The 22,499-nt window shown below is 70.1% G+C and carries 2 protein-coding genes; both read left to right on the forward strand.

Going from position 1 to position 22,499, the window contains the following annotated elements; all coding sequences use genetic code 11:
• The coding region (locus tag ZRA01_RS07345) for a TolC family outer membrane protein (RefSeq protein ID WP_141350812.1) at nucleotides 1-1,463 on the forward strand (1,463 nt) is incomplete at its 5' end.
• A 69-nt stretch (nucleotides 1,464-1,532) separates the two neighbouring features.
• The gene (locus ZRA01_RS07350; RefSeq protein ID WP_141350814.1) at nucleotides 1,533-22,481 is read left to right on the forward strand and encodes a VCBS domain-containing protein; all 20,949 of its coding nucleotides are present in this window, start codon (nucleotides 1,533-1,535) and stop codon (nucleotides 22,479-22,481) included.
• Nucleotides 22,482-22,499 lie beyond the last annotated feature (18 nt).

Consider the following 22,499-nt stretch of genomic DNA (forward strand, 5'->3'; position numbering starts at 1 on the left):
CCGCGCGGCGCGGTGGTGCCGGCGCGGTGGTGCCGCCGCTCGCGGCGCAGCCCGTGCCGGCGGAACGCCCCCTCGATCTGGCGGTGGTCCGCGAACCCCTCGGCCCGTTGCGCCCGATGCGCCCGCTGGTGCTGGGCAGCATCCCGGCCGGCGACGACGCGCCGCGCAGCGCCGACAGCGGCCTGCAGTCGATCGGCCTCACCGAGACCCTGGCCCTCGGTCTCGAGAAAGACCCGCGCTATCGCGCCGCCAAGGCCGACTTCCTGGCCAACGCCGAAGCCACGCCCCAGGCCCGCGCCGCCTATCTGCCGACCGCCACCTACGACTTCCAGCGCAACAGCGAGAACCAGCGGATCATCAGCTCGACGATCGACGCCTACAAGGCCGTCCAGGGGCAGACCCAGCGTTACCCGGTGTTCTCCCACGTGCTCACCATCAGCCAGCCGATCATCAAGGCGCCGGCGTGGGTGAAGATGGAGCAGGCGAAGATCTCCGTCGAGCAGTCGCGCCTCGCCCTCGTGGCGGCCGAACAAGACCTGATCATCCGCGTTGCCGCGGCCTACCTGAACTTGCTGGCCACCCAGGACGGCGTCGAGCTGGCGAAGGCCGAGCGCGAGGCCACCGCCAAGCAGGCCGAGCAGGCCCGCGTGCGGCTCGCCTCGGGCCTCGGCACGGTCACCCAGTTCAACGAGACGGAAGGGCGCTTCGCGCTCACCCAGGCCCGCGAGGTCGATGCCCTCAACAAGCTCGAGGACGCGCGTGCGGCGCTCAAGGAGATCGTCGGGGTCGAGGTGCGCAGCCTCAAGCCCTTTGTGGGCGACATCGACCCGGCAGCGCCGCAGCCGGCCCAGGTGGAGCCGTGGGTCGCCGCTGCGTTGTCGCAGAACCTCGCGCTGCAGGCCCGCGCGATGGCCACCGAGATCGCGGCCCTCGAGGTCAAGCGCCAGAAGGCGGGCTACCTGCCCACCGTGAGCCTCGTCGCTACCCACAGCTACAACGACAGCCAGGGCTCGCTGTTCGGCGGCACCAGCAAGATCCAGAACACCGAGCTCGGCGTGCGCCTGAGCATGCCGATCTTCGAGGGCGGGATGACCACCTCGCTGGTGCGTGAATCCGTCGCCCGCCAGGACAAGGCCCGCGAGGAGCACGAGCAGGAATCCCGCAAGACCGAACGCCTCGCCCGCTCGGCCCTCCTCGGCGTGCAGTCCAGCGCCCAGACCCTGTCGGCGCTGCGCAAGTCGCTGGTCGCCCAGGAGAGCGCGCTGGAGGCCAAGGAGGAGGGCCTGCGCTCAGGCCTCTATTCGGTCGTCCAGGTGGTCGACGCCTACCGGCTGTATTACGCCGCCAAGCGCGACTACCTGCAGGCGCGCTACGACTACCTGCTCAACCGCCTGAAGCTCAAGCAGTCCGTCAGCTCCCTGTCGCGCAACGATCTCGAAGATCTTGCCGAACTGCTGAAGTAGGCCACCACCCGCGCCACCGCAAGCCCGCAGCAACGATGACTCCAGCCCGGCAGGGCAGGTAGGAAGATCATGAAGACCACTCCGCTCCGCTCGACGCTCCTCGCCTCCAACACCGCCACCCGGCTGCGCGAGATGCTCGGCATCCCTGCCCGGGGGCGGCCCCGCAAGGCCCGCCCGGCGGTGCGCGAGCAGATGGTGATCGAGGCCATCGAGCCGCGTGTGCTGTTGTCGGCCGAGGCGCTGATCGTGCCGCCTCCGCCGCCCGCCGAGGCCCAGGTGGTGGCCGACGCGGCGGAGCTGGCGAAGGCCTCGGGGCAGCAGGCGCTGCTGCTGGCGGCGGCTTCGGGCAGCCCGGCGATCGATCTGTCCTCGATGGCGGCCGCGCCGCTGATCGACCTGGCCGGCCAGCAGGCGGCCCGCTCGGTGCAGCCCAACGAGGTCGTGTTCGTCGACCCCCGCGTCGCCGACTATCGCAAGCTCGTCGACCAGACCCTGCAGGGGCGCGGCCAGGCCGAGCCGGCGCGGGTCGAGGTGGTGGTGCTCGACCTGTCGAGCGACGGCGTCGACCAGATCGCCAACTGGCTCGGCCAGTACCAGGATGCGCCGCTGCAGGCGGTGCACATCCTGTCCCACGGCGGCAGCGGCGAGCTCAACCTCGGCACCACGGTGCTCGACGGCAGCCGGCTCGACGTCTACGCCGACCGGCTCGCCCACTGGGGCGCCGCGCTGGGCGCCGACGCCGACCTGCTGCTGTACGGCTGCAACGTGGCCGAGGGCGAGGCGGGCCAGGCCTTCGTCGAGCGCCTCGCGCAGCTCACCGGCGCCGACGTTGCCGCCTCCGACGACCGCACCGGCAGCGCGGCGCTGGGCGGTGACTGGCAGCTCGAGACGCGCACCGGCGGCATCGAGGCGCTCGCCCTGACGCCCGGCCTTGCTTACGACCACCTGCTGTCGTCGGTCACCCCGTCCAAGGGCGGTGACACCGCCAACGCGGTGGCCAGCGCTGGCGCCCAGGCTGCGTTTCGCGCCGCCGCCAACCTCGGCACCCAGCTCGATGTGAGCAGCGAGCTCAGCTACGCGCTGCCGATGGCCGACCTGCCCTTCAGTGGCCTGATCCGCACCGCCGATGGTCGCACCCTGGGCGATGTGCTGTCCTTCCGCACCACCGCCGGCTCGACGGTGCTCGACGACTACCTGGCAAGCACCGCCAGCCCCACCATGGGCGGGCTGATGGATCGCCTCGGCGACTACCTCAACGGCCGCGGCGCCTACAGCAGCCTCGAATCGCTGGTCGACAACGCGGCCGGCAGCCCCTCCATCGCCTTCTCGGCGAGCGGCGACAGCCTCACGGTCAACCTCAGCCTGTCCCGCAGCTTCCTGCAGCCCTTCGGCTTCGGCGAAAAGCTCAAGCCGCTGGGTTTCGATTTCCAGAGCGGGCAGGGCGTGAGCCTGGTGGCCGACATCCACTTTGGCGCCACCTACGACTTCAGCGTGGGCTCGGTGCAGCTGAACACCCTCGACGCCCGCATCCATGCCCCGTCGGAAACCTTCAATGCCGGCGTGGTGCTGGGGGTTCTCGACGCCCAGGCCAGCGGCAGCCTGGCCTTCGACACCGGCACCATCGCCTTCGCCGCCACTTCTGCGCTGGTGGAGCAGGGTTCCCCGCTCGCGATGTTCTACACCCAGGTCAAGAGCCCCTTCGCGTCCGACTACCAGTCGGGCGACAACCGCATCAGCCGCTCCGGCAGCCAGCCCAGCGTATTTGCCAACGCCGAGTTCGACATCGGCGGCGCCCTCGGCGGCACGGCCCTGTCCGCCATTGCCGGCGGCACGCCCCACGTCAGCCTCAGCTTCGGCGGCCTCACGGTGAACGAGACGATCGTCAACCGCAGCACGCCGGTGCTCAGCGGCACCGCTACGGTGCTGAGCGGGCAGCAGCTCCTCGTCAGCGTGAGCAACGGCAGCAACACCGTGACCTACGCCGCCACCCCCGACAGCAACGGCAACTGGACCGTCGACATGGCCACGGCCAGCGCCCAGTCCGGCTCGCTGACCCTGGTGAATGGCCAGACCTACACCGTCACCGCGCAGATCAAGCGCGGCAGCCAGGTGTCGGCATCGGCCAGCGTCGACCTCGTCGTGGCCACCGGCGGCCTGCAGGCGCAGTCGATCTCCGCCCACACCCTCACGCCCACCCTCGGCGGCGCCGCCACCCTGTTGTCCGGCCAGACCTTCCGGGTCACGCTCACCGACCAGGCCGACCCGGCCCAGACCGCCACCTACGCCGTCACGCCCTCGGGCGGCGCGTGGGCCCTCAACCTTGCCAGCGCGGTGCCCGTGGCGGGCGCGCTGACCCTGGTGAACGGGCACAGCTATTCGATCCAGGCGCAGATCCTCGAAGGCGGCCAGGTCTGGTCCGCCGCCACCGCGAGCCTGCTCGTCAACACCGCCCTCGGCAGCACCACCGTGACGGCCACCGTGAACGGCACGGCCAGCGCCGTGGCGCGGCTCACCGGCTCCCAGAGCGGCTCGGTGCCGTGGTCGTCGATCCAGCCGGCGCCGCTCACCCTCGCCACCACCCATTTCAGCGGGCTGCAGGCCTTCTCCAGCCTCGACGCCACCGAGCTGGTGGGCATGCTGCGCGACCTCGGCAGCTACCTTGAGCTGCTGCGTGACTCCGGCCGCTTCGACGCGCTGCTGCCCTTCACCAACGTCAAGCTCGGCTCGGCGCTGGATTTCAGCGCGGCGATGCGGCAGGTGCTCGACGAGCAGCTCACCGTCACCCTGCTGTCCGGCCTCACCGGCAGCGCAGCGGTGTCGCCGGTGCTGGCGGGCGATACGGCCTTCGACCTGTACATCCAGCGCCCGGCCGACGATCGGCCGTCGGTGCTCACCATCACCGTGGCGGCCGCCGAGACGGCCGGCTTCAAGCACATCGACCAGCTCGCCGCGCTGCTCGGCCAGAAGATCGCCACCGCAGCCAACGGCCTGCTCGGCTGGGACGGCGGCCTGTTCGAAATCAGCGAGACCCTCAAGGGCGGCCTCGCCATCGACGCATCCACCCACACCGACGAGGAGCAGACGCTGCGCATCCACGCCACCGCGGGCAGCTACGCGCTGAAGCTCGGCAACGGCGGTGCGGCCACCGACGCGATCCCGGTGCTGGCCTCGCCGATCGAGGTGCAGCAGGCGCTGGAGGCCGTGCTGGGCGTCGGCAACGTGGTCGTCACCGGCCGCGCCAAGTATTACCAGGTGCAATTCACCGGCGCGCTGGCGGGCACCGACCAGGCTGCCCTGCAGGTGTTGCCGGGCGGCGACGTGGTGGCCGGCAGCGTCATCGACGTCACCGCCAGCGAGCTCTCCCGCGGCAGCGACGGGCGGATGTGGGGCAAGCTCAACCTCAGCCAGGCGGTGCCGGGCGAGTTCTCGGTGCTGCGGGTGGCCGGGGCGAGCGGCCTCAGCATCCAGCAGGTCGCGGCGGGCACGGATTCCGTCGAGGCGGTCCAGCGCCTGTTCATCGTGCATGGCGGTGCGGGCACCTTCACCCTCAAGGGCACCGACACGGCGGGTGTGGCCTTCAGCACCGCCGCGCTGGCCTGGAACGCCAGCACCGCCGACATCGCCAACGCCCTCCACGCGGCCTTGCCCGGCGTCACCGGGCTGTCGGTGGCCGACGTGTCGCCCGACTACGCCGCCGACAACCTCACCCGCGTCTTCGACATCGCCTTCGGCAAAAAGAATGCCACCGACTACGGCACCTACGCCGCAATGACCGTCGAGACCGCCGGCTGGGCCAGCAGCGTGCCGGCCCACGCCCTCGTCGTGACGCAGCAGACGGTGGCCGCCGCCGTCGGCGCCACACCGGCGGCCAATGAGGTCCAGCGCCTGAGCATCTCGAATGCCAACGGCGGCAGCTTCTCGTTCGGCGCCACGCTGGATTCGCTGTTTTACCAGAGCGCGAGCCTGGCTTACGGCAGTTCTGCCGCCGCCATGCAGACGGCGCTGGTGGACATGCTCAAGCTGTGGAAGCCCGCGCTCGGCAGCGCCGACGTGACGGTGACCGCCGTCGCCGGCAAGAGCAACACCTGGGACATCGCCTTCACCGGCGCGCTGGCCGCCACCGACATGCCGCAGCTGCGGGTCAACTCGCTGGCGCTCACCTCGCCGGCGGGCGGCACCTACGGCTCCATGGCGCGCCTCGGCTTCGCCGTGGCCGGGCAGGAGTTCCAGATCGCCGGCGTCACCCGCTTCGCCACCCTCAATGAGCTGATGGCCCGCTTCCAGCAGGCGATCAGCGCCAGCGGGCTGTCGGTGAGCCCGGCCTACGACGCCGCCACCCGCAGCCTCGTCTTCCAGGTTCGGCTGGCCCTGCCGCAGAGCACCGAGGCGATCGCCATCAGCCTCGGCGAGCAGGTCGGCGAGCTGTCGTCCCTGACCGTCGATTCAAGCCTCGACTTCACCTCCAGCACCGCCTTCGAAACCCGGATCGGCTTCGACTTCCAGAACCTCAACACCTTCGCCCTGCGCGCGGCCGGTGCCTACGGCGCCACCCTCACCGCCAACGCCAGCGACACCTCGGCGGTGAAGTGGAGCGCCGGCTTCATGGGGCTGTTCCCGCCGGGCACGTCCAGCTTCTCGCTGGTGTTCGACGGCGAAAACTACGATCTGAGCCTCGACTCCGCCGCCACCAGCAGCAACACCACCCGCGCCGACCTCGTCGCTGACATCCAGGGCGTGCTGGGGGGGCAGGCGGTGCTATCGGGTGGCGTGCTCGACCGGCTCGGCTTCCACAATCTGGGCGAGGCGGTGACGGCCGGGCTGAGCTCGGGCAACCAGCTCCAGCTGTCGTTCGGCGTACCGGTGAGCAACGCCAAGCTCGTCATCGCCAACCCCAACGACGCCCTGCAGGCTGTGTTCGGCTTCAGGACCAGCACAGTCTATCCGTCCGCCAGGGCGGTCACGCTGGCCACCAACGGGCAGCTCTCGGCCGCCGCCCACTTCCAACTCAAGGTGGACCAGTCCGACGCCGTGGCGGTCACCGTTGCGGCGGACGCCGGCAACACCTCGGCCGCCGACCTCGTCGCCGACCTCAACGCTGCCCTCAACGCCACGTCGGTTGCCGGGCACGCCTACCTCGGCAGCGGCGGGCTCGGTTTCTCCAGCCTCGGCCAGGCCGTGCAGGCCATCCTCAACAACGGCCAGATCGAGCTCGTCACCCAGTCGTCGAAGCTGGCCTCGCTGCAGATCCTCGTCAGCGGCCGCGACACCGCCACCACCGAGCTGGGCTTCACGCCCGGCCAGTTCGCCAGCACCAACGGCGCCTATGTCTTTCTGCAGGACGCCAGTGTTGCCGCAAGTTATTCGGCGGTCGTCCACGGCCAGGCCGGCAGCACGCCGGCCAGCCTCGCCACCGCCGGCCAGGCCACCCTCGGCATGCTCGACCTCAGCTTCACCGGGCTCTTGGCAGACTACGGCGGCAGCATGGCCTTCAGCCTGCGCAACGGCCTCACCGGCGCGGCCCACGACCGCATCAGCCTCAACGCGCTCTACGACTCCGCCGCCAGCCAGACCGCGCTGCTCGGCCTTGGCAGCGACCTCACCACCTCAAGCAGCGTCTCGGCCACTGCCGCGCCCTTCCAGAGCAACGGCCAGCTGCTGCGCGACGTGGGCCTGTCGGTCACCGTCGGCACCACCGTGCTCGATGTGGTCGTCACCCAGGCCGCGGCCAGCAACAACAGCTCCATCGACGACCTCGCCGCCGACGTGGACGCGGCGATCCACGCGGCCCTCGTCAGCCAGCAGGGCGCCGACCCCTACGTTGCCCACAGCTTCGTCAGCGTCACCGACATCGGCACCGTCGCCAGCCCGCTGCGTGTGCTCAGCTTCACCGCACCCACCACCACCCTGACCCTGGCCGACCACCCCGCCCAGATCTACGATGCCGCCACCGGCCGGCTCGCCACCGACCTGCGCCTCTCCGTCGCCGTGGCCGGCCTCGCCAGCCCCGTGGACGTGCTGGTGCGCAGCGCCGACACCAGCGCCAACACATCCCTGGCCGACCTGATCGGCAGCGTCTCCGACGCCATCGACCTGGCCCTCGCCGCGGCCCGCAGCAACACCACCGACGTGGCCGTGCAGGCCAGCATCGACGCCCTCATCGCCGCCACCGACCTGGTCGGGCAGAGCGGCGGGGCGCTCACCCTCAAGGGCGGCGTGGTGACCGCCAAGGCCATCACCCTCAAGAACCTCGCCGTCGCCGGCCGCCTGCTGGAGGGCGACTTCATCACCGCGCCGGTGTATCGCAACGCGGCCGGTACGCCCGGCAGCGCGCCGCTGGCGAGCCTGCAGTTCTCTGGCCTCGGGCTGCTCACGCCGGCGGCCATCACCGCCCAGGGGCTTGTGCCGTCCACCACCATCACGATCTCGGTGAGCAACACGGCGGCCCTGTTCGCCGGCGCCGAGGCCGAGGCCACCGTGACCGTGGTGCCCAGCAACGGGCTGGGCGTGCTCACCCCGCTCAAGGACATCGCCTGGAGCGACATCAAGGCCGACCTCGGCCAGCTCGGCAGCCTCGTCGGTGATCTCGGCAAGCTCGGCGCCTTTGGCGAACTTGGCCGCGCCTTGCCGCTGCTGGGCACCAGCGTCTCCGATCTGTTCGATTTCACGGCGCGCTTTGCCGCCATCGACAGCACCCTCACCAGCCAGGGCGCCATCGGCCTCAACGGCCTGCAGGCCGCGCTGGCCAGCGCCTTCGGTGTGGATGCCGCGGCCATCTCCCTCAGCCTCGACAGCACCAGCGGCAGCGAGGCCCTGCGCGTCACCCTGCCTTACCGGGTGCTCATCGACAGCGCCGTGTCGCTCGAGCTGATCTTCAACGACGAGGCGCTCCTCGGCCTCTTCTCGCCCGCCCAGCAGGCCATGCTGGCCGGGCTGGTGGGTTCGATCACCCGCCTCAAGGATTCGGCCGGCGCCGCCAAGTTGCAACTGCACGCCGACCTCACCTTCAACCTCGACTTCGGCATCGATCTCAGCAACACCGCCAAGAAGGGCCAGGTCTTCCTCTTCGACCGCAGCGACGCCGGCGCCGCCGGGCTGGCCGGCGACAGCGGCACCTTTGCCCGCCTCGACGCGCTCACGGCCACCGGCGCGGGCCTCGATTTCGAGTCGAGCCAGGGCATCTACCGGCTCGGCATCGCCGGCGGCAGCGCGACGGTGAGCGTGGCCGCCGGCAGCGGCTTCGCGCTCCAGTCGGATGCCAGCGACGGTGCGGCGGACGGCCGGCTCTACCTGCGCAGCTACGGCCAGCTCGACACGGCCGCCGCCAGCGCGCTGAAGGCCTCCAACTTCGGGGTCTTCTTCGACGGCAGCGCGTCGGCCACCCTGCCGATGACGCTCAAGGTGTCCGACCAGCTCGGCCAGCTGGCGATGGAGCAGATCGACGGCTTCATCAACCCGCTGCCCCTGGGCAAGATGGAGATCGCCTACCGCAACCTCGGCGACAGCTTCGCAAAGATGGGCGGGAAGGGCGGTATCGCGCTGCTCGACGCCAGCGAGGCCATCGACAGCCATGCGGTGATCTCGAGCCAGATCACCCAGGCCGTGCTGCCCGCGCGGCCGGTCATCGCCAGTGGCAGCGGCACCTCGACACCCGAAGGCGCGCCGGTGGACAACGACAACGAAGGCGGCCTCAGCACCACCAACCCCGACCCCTACATCAGCTCCACCGAGGGCGCCGGTGCCAGCACGACGCCCTCCGGCGTGTCGGTGGGCAGCGGCAGCCTGTTCGGTAGCGGAGCCGCCAATCCGTCGGCAAGCGGCTTCGACATCAGCCTGGTGTTGCCCGATTTCGAATACTGGCAGCTCCAGCTCGGCCAGGTGCTCAAGGCCGCCGTTGGCGAGAGCTGCGACCCGGACAAGCCCATCAACGGCCCGCTGATCTTCCTGCTGCGCGACCCGACGATCATCGTCAACACCGTCGACAAGGTGCTCGAGAGCATCCAGAAGGGCCTCGACGCCTTCAGCAGCGTGCTCGACCTGCCCATCATCGGCGACCAGCTGCAGGAGGCCACCCAGTTCGTCGCCAGCCTGCGCGGCAACGTGGTGGACGCCATCAAGACCGCGCTGGCCAACGCGGTGGATGTGTACGGCGGGCTCGACAACGCCCTCCGCATGAGCCTGTTCGACATGCTCACCACCGACACCAACGGTGACTACGTCATCCAGGCCGGCGAAATCAACAGCAACGTCTTCCTCAACTTCCTGCGCGACTACAACGGCGACCAGCTGATCACCCCCGACGACATCGTCGTAGAGTACCTCGCCGGCTTCAGCCAGCCCGAGCTCGACCCCGCGCTGGGCGAATACCTTGGCACAAGCGAAGGCAACCCGGTGCCGGCGGTCATTGCCGGCCAGCGCACCGCGTGGGTCACGTCGGGCCTCAACGTCGTCCAGCGCGACGCCGACGGCAACATCATCTACCACGACGACGGCACGCCCTGCTACGTGGGCGAGGCCGGCCAGGTGGTGCTCGACCAGAGCCTGTTGCGCATCGTCGACGACATCGCCGACGCAATCGACAGCGTCCAGGCGACGGCCGGTGAGCTCTTCGACCTGTTCAGCGGCATCGCCGAGCAGCCGAGCTTCTTCAGCAGCCTCACCAAGATCGTCACCTTCATTGCCGACAAGGCCGCCGGCGGCTACGACTACCAGCAGCTGCTCACCGACGTGTTCGGCGCCGGCGTCACCGCCGCCGTGCTCACCGACGTGGCCGACGGCTTCCGGCCCTCCACCGGCGCGCTGGCCGCCGACGCGGCGGTGCTCAAGGCCAACCTCGTCAACGGCACCCACTACGTGCCGAAGGCCGTGCTCAGCGAGTTCAAGCAGGCCATCAAGGACCAGGCCGCCGAGGTCGCCGCCCAGGTGGCGATCAACCAGAGCACGGCCATCCAGTTCCGCATGAACCTCGGCCAGACCTACACGCCGAGCCTCGGCCTGTCCTTCGACATCGGCGTGCCGGGCCTCAACCTGGGCCTCGACGGCGGCATCGGCCTCGAGCTCAACTGGGATCTCTACCTCGGCTTCGGGGTGGATGTGACCGACGGCTTCTACGTCATCACCAACATGCCCGGCAACGCCGGCATCGGCCAGCTCACCACCTACAGCAGCGACCCCGCGCTGAAGGGCGTCGCGACGGGCATCGCCGACAACGCCCGCGACGCCTACATCGACAACCTGTGGCTGGTCGGCAAGCCTGGCCAGACCGCGGCCGTCAAGGAGCTGCAGGCCACCGTTGACGTCTTCCTGGCCCCCGGCGCCGGCAACAATCCGGCCCAGCTCAACGCCGAGCTGTTCTTCCTGAACGGCACCATGACCGACAACTGGGACGGCTGGATCAAGGACAACGACACGGGCATCTGGGGCAGCGGCACCGACTCGATGGGCCGCCTCAGCGGCACCCAGAACGCCAACTACGGCCGCACCACGTCCATGTTCGACGGCGACAGCGGCGCCGACGGCTCGCGCACCCGGCTGCAGTTGCACTTCGGGGTCGACCTCAAGGACGTCGGCCTGTTCGGCATCGCGGCGTTGTCGGGCTTCACCAATGGCCGCCTCACCTTCACCGACCTCAGCAACGCCAAGCTCGCCGACCTCATCAAGGTGGACTGGGACGCCAAGGCCCAGATCAACCTGCATATGGAGCTCGGCGTGTCGCTGGGCGGCGAGGGCTACCTGCCGTCCATCGTCGGCGACTTCCACATGACGTGGATGGCCAACAACAAGAACCAGTACGTCCAGAAGATCGACCAGTTCTTTGCCTCCGGCTACGACAAGCTGTTCAAGGTCGGCGCGCCGAGCATCTGGTTCTCGGATGTTTACCTGGACGCGGGCACCTTCTTTACCCGCTTCCTGAACCCGATCGCCAAGGTGATCCAGGACGTCACCGACCCGATCATGCCGGTCATCAACGCCCTGACCACGCCTATTCCCGGCATCTCCAGCCTCATGGGCCGCGATTATTCGGTGGTCGACCTGGCCTCCGACATGTCGGCCCTGTTCGGTGGCATCTCCAGGGTGGATTTCATCATCGCCATGGTGCGCCTGCTCGACGTGATCGACGGGCTGCCGACGAGTGCCGCGCGCATGTTGATCCCGGTCGCCCAGTCGCTCATCGTCTCGGGCACCCGCGACCGCAAGCTCAACCTCGCCGCGCTGCCGGCGCTGCCGGGCATCCCCAACATCGACGTGCCGGTCGATCTGCCCTACCTCAATCTCGCCGACGTCGCGGTCAAGGACGGCAGCCTGGAGTTCAGCCTGTCGGCCGGCGTGGGCTGGAAGACGGACACGAGCCTGCTCGAGATCTTCAAGGGCAACCTGCCGCCGCTGTCCTTCGATTTCGCGCTCAACGCCGACGTCAAGGTGCCCGCGCCCTACATCGACGTGACCCCGGTTAACTTCACCGTCCCGGGCGTCCTCGACCGCAGCGGCAACGTCGCCCAGTTCACCCTCAACATCAAGGCCGGCTGGCCGGATCTGCGCCTCTCCGACATCCTCAGCGGCAACTTCGCGCCGCGGTTCGACGTGACGGTGGTGATGCCCGACATCGACCTCACGCCCGACCTGCTGCCGCAACTCAAGCTGCTGCTGCCCAAGATGAGCTGGTCCATCGGCAGCAAGACTTGGGAATGGGCCGCCGGCGGCGAGGTGGACATCCGCTGGCCGGACGCGGTGCAGCCCTTCGTCAGTGCCAGCAACGTCAAGACCATCGACCTCACCGGCGCGTCCTTCAATGTCGTGCTGCCCACCATCGCCGCCTTCCTGCACACCGTGCAGGTCAAGTGGCCCACCGTGCATTGGGTCGGCCTCGGCAAGGAGTTCGTCTGGGAACAGACCAGCCACACCAACCTCGGCTGGAGCAGCCTCATCAGCGACGCCGGCCTGCTGTCGGCCCTCGTCGATCCGTCGAAGACCGTCGTCGTCGAGATGCCCGACGTGTGGCTGCCCAGCATCAGCCTGGCCGACCTGCTGCCCACCATTGATTGGTCGATCAGCCTGCCCGGCCTGCCCTCGCTGCCCAGCATCAACATCGGCCTGCCCAACATCGACGTGCCCGGCCAGCAGACCGTCGGCCCGATGGACGCCCTCAACAGCTTCAAGGACAAGCTCAAGAAGCCGGGCAACGCGCTCACCTTCCCGATCCTCGACGACCCGCTCACCGCGGTCATCAACATGCTCACCGGCAAGCCCGCCGACCTGATGCTGTTCCGCCCGCAGAACCTCGAGGTGAAGGTCGGCTTCCGGGTGTCCTATCCGATCTACCCGCCGCTCTACGTGGGCATCGGCGGCGAGATCAAGCTGTCGGCCTCGCTCGCGCTCGGCTTCGATACCTACGGCATCAGCAAGTTCTTCGACAGCCACAACATCGTCGACATCTTCGATGGCTTCTATGTGAGCGACAACATCGTCAATGGCGTCGACCTCCCCGAGGTGCGCCTCGACGCCAAGCTGGCCGCCTTTGCCGAGCTCAACGCCTTCATCGTGCGCGGCGGCGTGGAGGGCGGCATCCGCATGACCGGCACCCTCGATATCTACGACGAGAACCGCGACAACAAGTACCGCGCCTCCGAGCTCATCGCCGCGGTATCCGAAGACCCCCTCGACGTGGTCTCGATGAGCCTGCGCGGCTCGGCCTACATCGCCGCCTACGTCGACATCTTCCTGCTGTTCGACTGGGAGCGGGTGTGGGAATGGACCTTCATGGACGTCACCCTGTTCACCTGGGAGCACGACCCGGCGGCCAAGAAGCCCATCCTCGGCACCATGGCCGGCTCCACGCTGAGCCTCAACGCCGGCTCCGGCGTGGGCAGCATCGACGGCCAGGAGTCGGTGACCAACACCTCCGCCGACCGCAAGCGCCGCAGCACCGATGACGGTAACGAGAGCTACACGCTCACCGGCAGCGGCGGCACCGTGAACATCTCGGCCACCCTCACCAACGGCCAGACCTACACCAAGACCTTCGTCGGCGTCTCCAAGGTCAAGGCCTTCGGTGGTGCCGGCGACGACACCTTCGACGCCTCCGGCCTCGACCGCCCGGTGCTCTTCATTGCCGGCAGCGGCAACGACACCCTGATCGGCGGCTCCGCCGACGACGTGCTGATCGGCTCCGACACCGGCACCGCCACCCTGCGCGGCAATGGCGGCAACGACCTCCTCATCGCCCGCGGCGGCACCACCACCCTGATCGGCGGCAGCGGTGACGACACCTACCGCGTGCTCGGCAACTGGGGCCAGGCCAGCATCACCGACACCAGCGGCGCCAACATCGTCGACTTCAGCCGGCAGACCGCCGCGGTCACCGTGGACGACGCCGAGTTCAAGGCCCTGCGCGGCAGCAACACCCTGCAGTGGGCCGCAGCCACCACCCTCGACGAGCTGCGCGGCGGCGCGGGCGGCGACATCATCGACATCTCCGGCAACACCGCCAACCTGCTGGTCAGCATCACTGGCACCAACGCCGGCTGGGTCAAGGGCAGCGCCAGCGGCATGACCCAGGCCGCGTTTGCCAGCTCCACCGCCCAGGCCATGAAGGACGCCGGCGACAACGCCGGCCGCGGCTTCCGCTTTACCGGCTTCGAGAACGTGGTGGGCGGGCAGGGCAGCGACGTCTTCCGCGTCCGCGACGGGGCCTCGCTCACCGGCTCGCTTACCGGCAACACCGACGGTGGCCGCCACCACAACGCCAGCGGCGACGAGATCGCCAACGCCCGTAACACCCTCGACTTCTCCGAATACACGCGCGCCGTGCAGGTGAACGAAGAGGGCAACAGCGCCTTCGGCAGCGCTGGCGCCAGCAACATCCAGGTGCGTGGCTTCCACAACATTTTCGGCGGCCAGGGCGGCGACTGGCTGGTGGGCGACGGGCGCAACAACCTGCTGGTCGGCAACGACGGCACCGACACCCTCGAGGGCCAGGCTGCCCACGACCTGCTGGTGGCCGACACCTTCGTCACCTACACCAACCTGCTCGCCGGCCAGACCAGGCCCCTCGACAGCTCGCTGAAAAACGTCGCCGACTACCTCAGCCTGCAGGCTGTGGGCGCGGCCGAGTTCGGCGTGGCCGCCCGCAACTGGATCTGGAAGGGCCAGACCCTCGAAAACCGCAGTCTCACCACCGCTGGCGCCCAGGTGCTCAAGGGCGGCAGCGGCAGCGACGTGATCCTCGGCGCCCTGGGCGGCGACATCATCAACATCGGTGGCAGCGGCGAAGGCAACGACACCATCCTCGCCGACCTCGGCCGGGTGCAGATCGACTTTTTGTACCGCAGCGCGCTGTCGGCCACCAGCTTCGGCAGCCGTGGCGGCGGCAACGACACCATCTACCTGGGCAGCGGCAGCAACCTGCTGATCGCCGGCAATGGCCGCGACACCGTTTACGGCGCCGATTCCGCCAGCGCCTTCAACGTGGTGCTCACCGACAACGGCACGGTGCAGTACAAGACTGTCGAGGCCGTGGTCGCCGGTCAGACCAAGCTCACCTTTGCGGTGAGCGGCGCCTACACCCACATGCTCGACTACGTCGAGGCCCCGGTGGCCGAGACCGGCGGCAGCGGCAACGACGACACCCTGCGCATGGGCAGCGGCTCGGCCATCGTGTTCGGCGGGGCAGGGCAGGACAGCCTCGCCTTCAACGCGGCCAGTTCCACCGGCGCCAACACCCGCTTCATCGCCGGCGACCACGCCCGCATCGACACCGACGCCAGCGGCAGCGTGGTCTCCTTCGCCAGCACCGACACCGCGGCCAGCTCCGGCGGCAACGACACGCTCTCGGTCGGCAGCCCTGCCGACCTGATCGCCCGCCACCTGGGCAGCAACTACCTGATCGGCGGCATGGGCAGCGATACGCTGCTCGTCTCCGCCGCCTACGACGCAGCCACCGGCATCGCCACCCAGGGCGCTGCCCGCAGCACCGACGTGATCCTCGCCGACAACGGCATCATCACCCGGCCCGATGGCGACGCCCGCCTGAGCCAGGTGCTCTCCACCCAGATCACCGCCGGCCTCGGCGGCGACGACCGGGTGCTCACCGCCAACGGCGACAAGACCATCATCGGTGGCGTCGGCAACGACACCATCACGGTCGGCACCAGCAGCACGTCCACGCGCCTGATTGCCGGCGACAACGCCGACATCAGCTACGCCTCGCCGGGCAGCTTCACGAGCTTCTCGACACTGGACACGCTGCAGGCCACCGGCGGCATCGACGCCATCAGCGTCGGCACGGCCGCCAGCACCGGCGACCTGGGCGCCAACTACATCTTCGGCGGCATGGAGGTCGACTCTGTCCACGTCGCCGCCAGCTGGAGCGCCGGCACCGCCAGCTTCGGCACGGCCACCAGCACCGACGTGATCCTCGCCGACAACGGCGTGATCACCCGCCCGAGCGGCTCCAGCCTGCTCAGCCACGTCTACTCCACCCAGATCACCGCCGGCCTCGGCGGCGACGACCGGGTACTCACCGCCAACGGCGACAAGACCATCATCGGTGGCGTGGGCAACGATCTCGTCCAGGTCGGCACCACCAGCGCCTCGACGCGCCTCATCGCCGGCGACAACGCCGACATCAGCTACGACAGCCTGGGCGGTTTCCTGGTCTTCCAGACTTCCGACCTCATCGCCGCCACCGGCGGCCAGGATGTGATCCGCATCGGCGACGCCAGTAGCGTTGGTGATCTGGGCTACAACTTCGTGTTTGGTGGCATGGCTGCGGACCAGGTCTGGATCTCGGCCGAGTACGACAGCGTCTCCAAGACCGACCGCATGGGCCAGGCCGTCAGCGACGACATCGTTATCGGCGACAACGGCCGCATCGAGCGCGCCGCTGGTAGCGCCGGCACGCCTAACCAGCTGCTGCAGGTCGTCACCACTCAGAACGACAAGGGCGGCGACGACCGCATCCTCACCGCCAACGGCGGCAAGGTGCTGATCGGCGGTTTTGGCGCCGACATCATCCACGCCCGCGACGGCGACAACCTGGTGATGGGCGACAACGCCCAGATCGACTACGACAGCGTCAGCCGCAACGGCGTGCTGCGCAGCATCGTCAGCACCGACATCGTGATCGGCGGCAACGACAACATCACCCTGGAGGAAGGTTTCAAGCTGGTCTCCGGCGGCTTCGGCGCCGACACCATCCAGATCGACGCCGACAACCTCGGCAACGTCAGCGGCAGCGCCGCGACCAGCGAGGCCATCGGCGCGGCGGTGTGGGCTGTCGGCTCGCTGCTGCGGGTTACCAGCGTGGTCGGCGTGGCCGGTACGCTGCCGACCGGCGGCCTCAGCGGCGCCGCGCTCACCGCGGCACAGACCGGCAACCGTGGCCGCAACGGCCGCTTCATCGCCGGCGACAACGCCCGCTTCGAGTTCGACGACCAGAGCGGCCTCACTGCCATGGCCACGATCGACCCGATCGCCGCCACCGGCGGCGCCGACGGCATCACCCTCGGCGCCCAGGGCATCGCCGCAAGCGCCGACCTGGGCTACCAGGTGGTCATGGGTGGCATGGCGGCGGACACCATCACCGTGCGCGACCAGACCGCCTCCACCGACCTCATCCTCGGCGACAACGGCGAGCTGCTGCGCAAGGCGCGGGGTTACGCCACCCTGTCGATCACCAGCAGCGTGCCCGAGAGCGGCGGCGCCGACACCATCGTCTCGGGCCGCGGCGACAAGCTCGTCATTGGCGGCTTTGGGGCCGACACCATCACCCTGCGCACCACCGACCTGCCGGACGCAAACGGCAATGCCACCGCCACCAACCGCAGCATCGTGCTGGGCGATTCGGGCGTGGTCACCTTCGACGCCTCCGGCGGCGGTGCGCTCCAGCGCATCGAGAGCACCAACCTGTCCCTGGGCGGTGACGACAGCGTGAGCATCGGTGACGGCGACGTGACTTTCATTGGCGGCTACGGCCGCGACAACCTGGCAGTCAATTCCAACCGCAGCGCCTTCCGCGTCGGCGCAGGCGACAACGCCCGCTTCAGCTATGCCGGCATCGGCAACACCGCCTGGCAGGCCGAAAACCTCATCTCGGCGCAGACCCTCGACCAGACCTCGTCCACCGGCGATGCCGACACCCTGCGCTTCGGCGTCTCCGGCAGCCTCACTGGCGTGATGGGGCAGGCCATCCTGCTCGGCGGCATCGGTGCCGACCGCCTCACCGTCACCGGCCAGAGCGCCGATGCGCTGCTGATCGGCGACAACGGCCAGGTCTCCATCGTCCAGGGCACCCCGGCCAACGGCCCGAACCTCGCCCAGGTCTCGATGCAGTGGGCCAATGGCCAGCCTGCGCCGGCCAGCACCTCTTACCTCGAAGGCGTGGCCACCCTGTCGCCCGATCTCGGCGCCGCCGACATCGTCGAAACCACCTCCGGCACCTCGGTGCTGATCGGCGGCCAGGGCGGCGACAGCCTGCGGGCTGGCCGTGGTAATGGCGTGGTGTTCGGCGACGGCGCCAGCCTCACCTGGTCGTCCGGCGTGCTGCGCCAGGCCACCAGCTTCGGTGTCGCCCAGGGCGGCGCCGACACCATCGAGCTCGGCGCGGGCAGCGGCGCGGACGACGGCCACAAGCTCGTCGTCGGCGGCTTCGGCGGCGACAGCATCACCGTCTCGTCGGTGCAGGGTAGCGGCAGCACCCCGGAGACCGCCCGCGAGCGGGCCATCGCCGGCGACAACGCCACCGTGATCCTCGACGCCAACGGCCGCCTGACCGGTTTCGCTACCCTCGACACCGACGCCGCCACCGGCGGCAACGACACCGTGCAGCTGTCGGTCTCGGCAGCCAGCCCGGCGGTGGCGGGCCTCACCGACCTCAACGTCGTGGCTGGCGGCGTGGGCAGCGACACCGTCACCATCGGCGCTGCCAACCGCTACGTCGGCGTGGCCAGCGGCGACAACCTCGACTACCGCCGCAGCGACGGCGGCGCCACCGACCCCGACGCGCGTTACCGCAGCCTGTTTGCCACCGTGCTGCAACCCTTCACCGGCGGCGACGACACCCTGCGCCTCGGCTCCGGCGAGCTGCTCGCCTTCGGCGGCGCCGGCAGCGACCGCATCGAGGCCAGCACGGCCTCCGGCGACAGCGCCATGATCTTCGGCGACGCCGGCACCGCGGCCTTCGACATCGGCGCCTCCGGGCGGCTCGAACAGCTCAACACCCTGGCCGACGCCAGCGGCGGCAATGACAGCATCTCGGCCGGCGCCGGCACGCTCTACCTGTTCGGCGGAGCCGGCAACGACACCCTCGGCGCCAGCGCGTCCGACAACGCCACCCGCGTCGTGCTGGGCGATACCGGCCAGGTCAACTTCGTCGCCGGTCAGCCCGGCCTGATCCAGACCAGCGCCGACGACGCCCCCGCGGCCAGCTCGGCCGACACCATCACCGTGCCGCTCACCGACGGCTCCGGCAGCCTGGGCCACAACTTCGTGATCGGCGGGGCAGGGCAGGACAGCCTGATCGGCAGCATCTCGGATGACGATCGTGTCCTGCCGGGCAGCGGCATGCTCGACGCCGCCGCCAACGGCGGCAAGGGCGTGGTGGTCAGCATCACCGTCCTCGGCGAACACGGCGAGTTCGGCTACGGCACCACGCGCGGCGACAGCATCGACGGGATCGTGCTGGTGAGCGCTGCCGATGCCGGCGGTGGCGGCAGTGGCGGTGGCGCGGGCGGTGGCAACACCGGCGGCGGCGTCACCGAGTACAAGCTGACCGGCGCCGGCGAGGTGCTCGATGGCGCCGCCCAGACGGTTGCCGGGCGCATCGCCTACCCGTCCCTCACCTCGGGCCTCGCCACCTTCCCGCCGGGCATCCTCGACGGCAGCTTCGGCTCGCTGACCCTCAGCCAGGACGGCTCCTGGTCCTACACCCTGGCCGGCGCGAATGCCCTGGCAGCCCGCCTTGCCCAGTCGTCCGCGCTGCAGGCGCTGGCGCCCGCCGAGCTGAGGCAGGAGGTCTTCCACCTCACCACCACCGACGGCAGCAGCACCACCGTGACCATCACCGTCACCGGCGCGCCGCTTGAAGTCTTTGCCCACACCACCACCGCTCAAGAGGCCGGCGGCAGCCTCAACGCCACCGCCGGCGCGGATGCCACCGCCACGGCCGCCCAGGGCGGCGTGCTCGACAACGCGGTCGGCACCCTTGCCAACGGCACGGCGATCGCCCGCGTCATCGCGGTGAGCAGCGGCAGCACCGCTGGCAGCATCGGCGCGCCCCTCGCCGGGCGCTTTGGCCAGCTCACGCTGAACGCCGACGGCAGCTATCACTACGCCGTCGACAACGCCGCCACCGCCACCGAAAACCTGGCTGCCGGCGAAACCGGCGTCGACAGCTTCAGCTTCACCGTCACCCGCAACGGCGGCCGCAGCGTCACCACCACCCTCGACATCCAGGTGGCCGGCGCCGACGACGCACCGGTTGCCACCGGCGAACTCAGCGGCGCGATCACCGAAGCCGCGGCGCCCGCCGGCACGCTCACCAGCAGCGGCACCATCACCTTCAGCGACCTCGACCTTGCCGACCGCCACCAGGTGGCCGGCGTCACGGCCCCGGCGGGCACGCTGGGCCGCCTCGTCGCCAGCGTCACCACCCCGGCCAGCGCCGTGGATGGCAGCGGCGGCAGCATTGCCTGGGCCTACACCGTCGATGCCGCCGACGTGGAATACCTCGCCGCCGGCGAGACCCGCGTCGAAACCTTCACCCTCGTCATCGACAACGGCCGCGGCGGCAGCACCAGCACGCAGGTCAGCGTGACGATCAACGGTACCAACGACGCCCCGCTGATCGCGCTGAGCGGCCTGTCCGGCTCGGTCACCGAGCTGCTGGCCCCGGCGGGCGACCTCGCCACCGGCGGCCGCGTGGCCTTTGCCGACGTCGACCGCCTGGACAGCCACCGCGTGCTGCCCGACATCATCGCCCCGGCGGACGCCCTCGGCACCCTCACCGCCAGCGTCAGCACGCCCACCAACCCCGCCGACGGGCAGGGCGGCGAGATCATCTGGGCCTACCAGGTGGCCGCCTCGGCCATCGAATACCTCGCCGCGGGCGAGACCCGGTTGGAAACCTTCACGCTGTCCCTCGACGATGGCCACGGTGGCGTCGCGAGCCGCAGCATCAGCGTGACCCTCACCGGCACCAACGACGCGCCCGTCGTCGCCGACAGCGGCCTGGCTGGCGCCGTCACCGAAGCCGCCACCCCGGCGGGCAGCCTCGGTGACACTGGCCGCATCGCCTTCACCGACATCGACGCCGCCGATAGCCACCGCGTGCTGCCCGATATCGTCGCCTCCGACGGTGCCCTGGGCACGCTCGCCGCCAGCGTGGATGGCGGTGCGATCGTGTGGACTTACACCGTCGACGCCGCCGCCGTCGAGTATCTGGCGGCCGGCGAAACGCGGGACGAGCAACTCACCCTCACGCTCGACGATGGCCAGGGTGGCACCGTGGCGCGCACCGTCGCCATCCGCATCGGTGGCAGCAACGACGCACCGGCGGCCGGCGTCGACACCAGCGCGATCCGCGAGGACGACACCCTGCAGATCACCGCCCGCGGCGTGCTCGCCAACGACACCGACGTCGACGCCAGCGACGTGCTCCGCGTCGGTGCCGTCGCGGTGGCCGGCGCGCTGCCTGCCGCCGACGCGGTCGGCCAGGCGCTTGCCGGCACCTACGGCACGCTCACCCTCGCCGCCGACGGCAGCTACACCTACCGGGTCGACAGCGCCGCCGGCCAGGCCCTGGGGGCAGGGCAGACGGCCACCGAGGTGTTCACCTACGTGGTGGTCGACGGCCACGGTGGCAGCGCCACCAGCACCCTCACGCTGGAGATCGTCGGCAGCGACGACCGGCCGGCGATCAGCGGCGACACCCGCGGTGCCGTCAAGACCGACCGCAACCTGGTCGCCACCGGCAAGCTCACGGCCACCGACGCCGACGCCGGCCAGTCCGGCTTCGTCGCCGGTGGGCTGGACGGCCGCTACGGCCGGCTGGTCATCGACACCACCGGCCGCTGGGCCTACACCGCCGACCCCGCCCGGGTGCCGGATGGTCTGTTCGCCATCGAGACGATCGCCGTCAGCACCCTCGACGGCAGCGCGGTCGATGTGCGGATCACCGTCAATGGCCCGGACGCGATCCTCATCGCGGCCCTGTCGCCGGTGCTCAGCGGGCAGGTCCTGGGCAGCGCGACCCCGCTCTTCGGCGCCGGCCCGTCCGACTCCGCCGGCAGCCTGGGTGTCAGCACGCAGGCTGCCCGCCCGGCGCCCGTGCCGCTGCAGGCCGCTACCCCGCCGGGCGAGGGCGGCGCGCTGCCCAACGCCGGCGGCAGCATGGATGGCGGCATCGCCCAGCCCGCCAGCGGCAGCCTCGCCGCCGTTGCGGGCAGCCGCAGCAGCAGCGAAGCGCAGCCCGCCGGGGCGCTCGGTGGCACCGCCCGGCCCGATGGGGCGACCCTCGGCGGCCTCGTGCCGCCGGTGGTCCAGCAGGCGCCGGTGGTCATCCCGCAAACTACCGGGACCAGGGTCTTCTCGCCTCCCAGCCCGCCGATCGGGATGCTCGCCTTCGGGCAGAACATCCGCCTCGCCAAAAGCCCGCTGTCGGTGCCGGGCGAGCTCGACCGCCAGTCGGGCAACAACGGCCTGCAGCAGGATCGTGAAGCGCCTGCGGTCAGCGATGGCGAGCCCGCCGCGCCCCAGGCCGCCGAGCCTTCGGCCCGCGTGCTGCCGGTGGAGCGCCTCAGCCCGCTGGCTGAGGTGCCTGAAGCGGCCCTCACATCGGCCCTCATCCCGGGCACCGATATGGCCACCGCCGGCCCGGCTGAGCCCACCGAAGACATCGACACCGCCACCGGCAGTGCGCTGGTTGCCGCTGCCGGCGTGCTGGCCGGCGCCGGTCGCATTCAATGGACGCTGCCTGCGGCCGATAAAGCAGCTAACCGCCGCGCATCCGGCCGGCGGGCCGCCTGAAAACCTTAAACAAGGAGA

This window comes from Zoogloea ramigera (assembly GCF_006539865.1).
GTDB classification, from domain to species: Bacteria; Pseudomonadota; Gammaproteobacteria; order Burkholderiales; family Rhodocyclaceae; genus Zoogloea; species Zoogloea ramigera.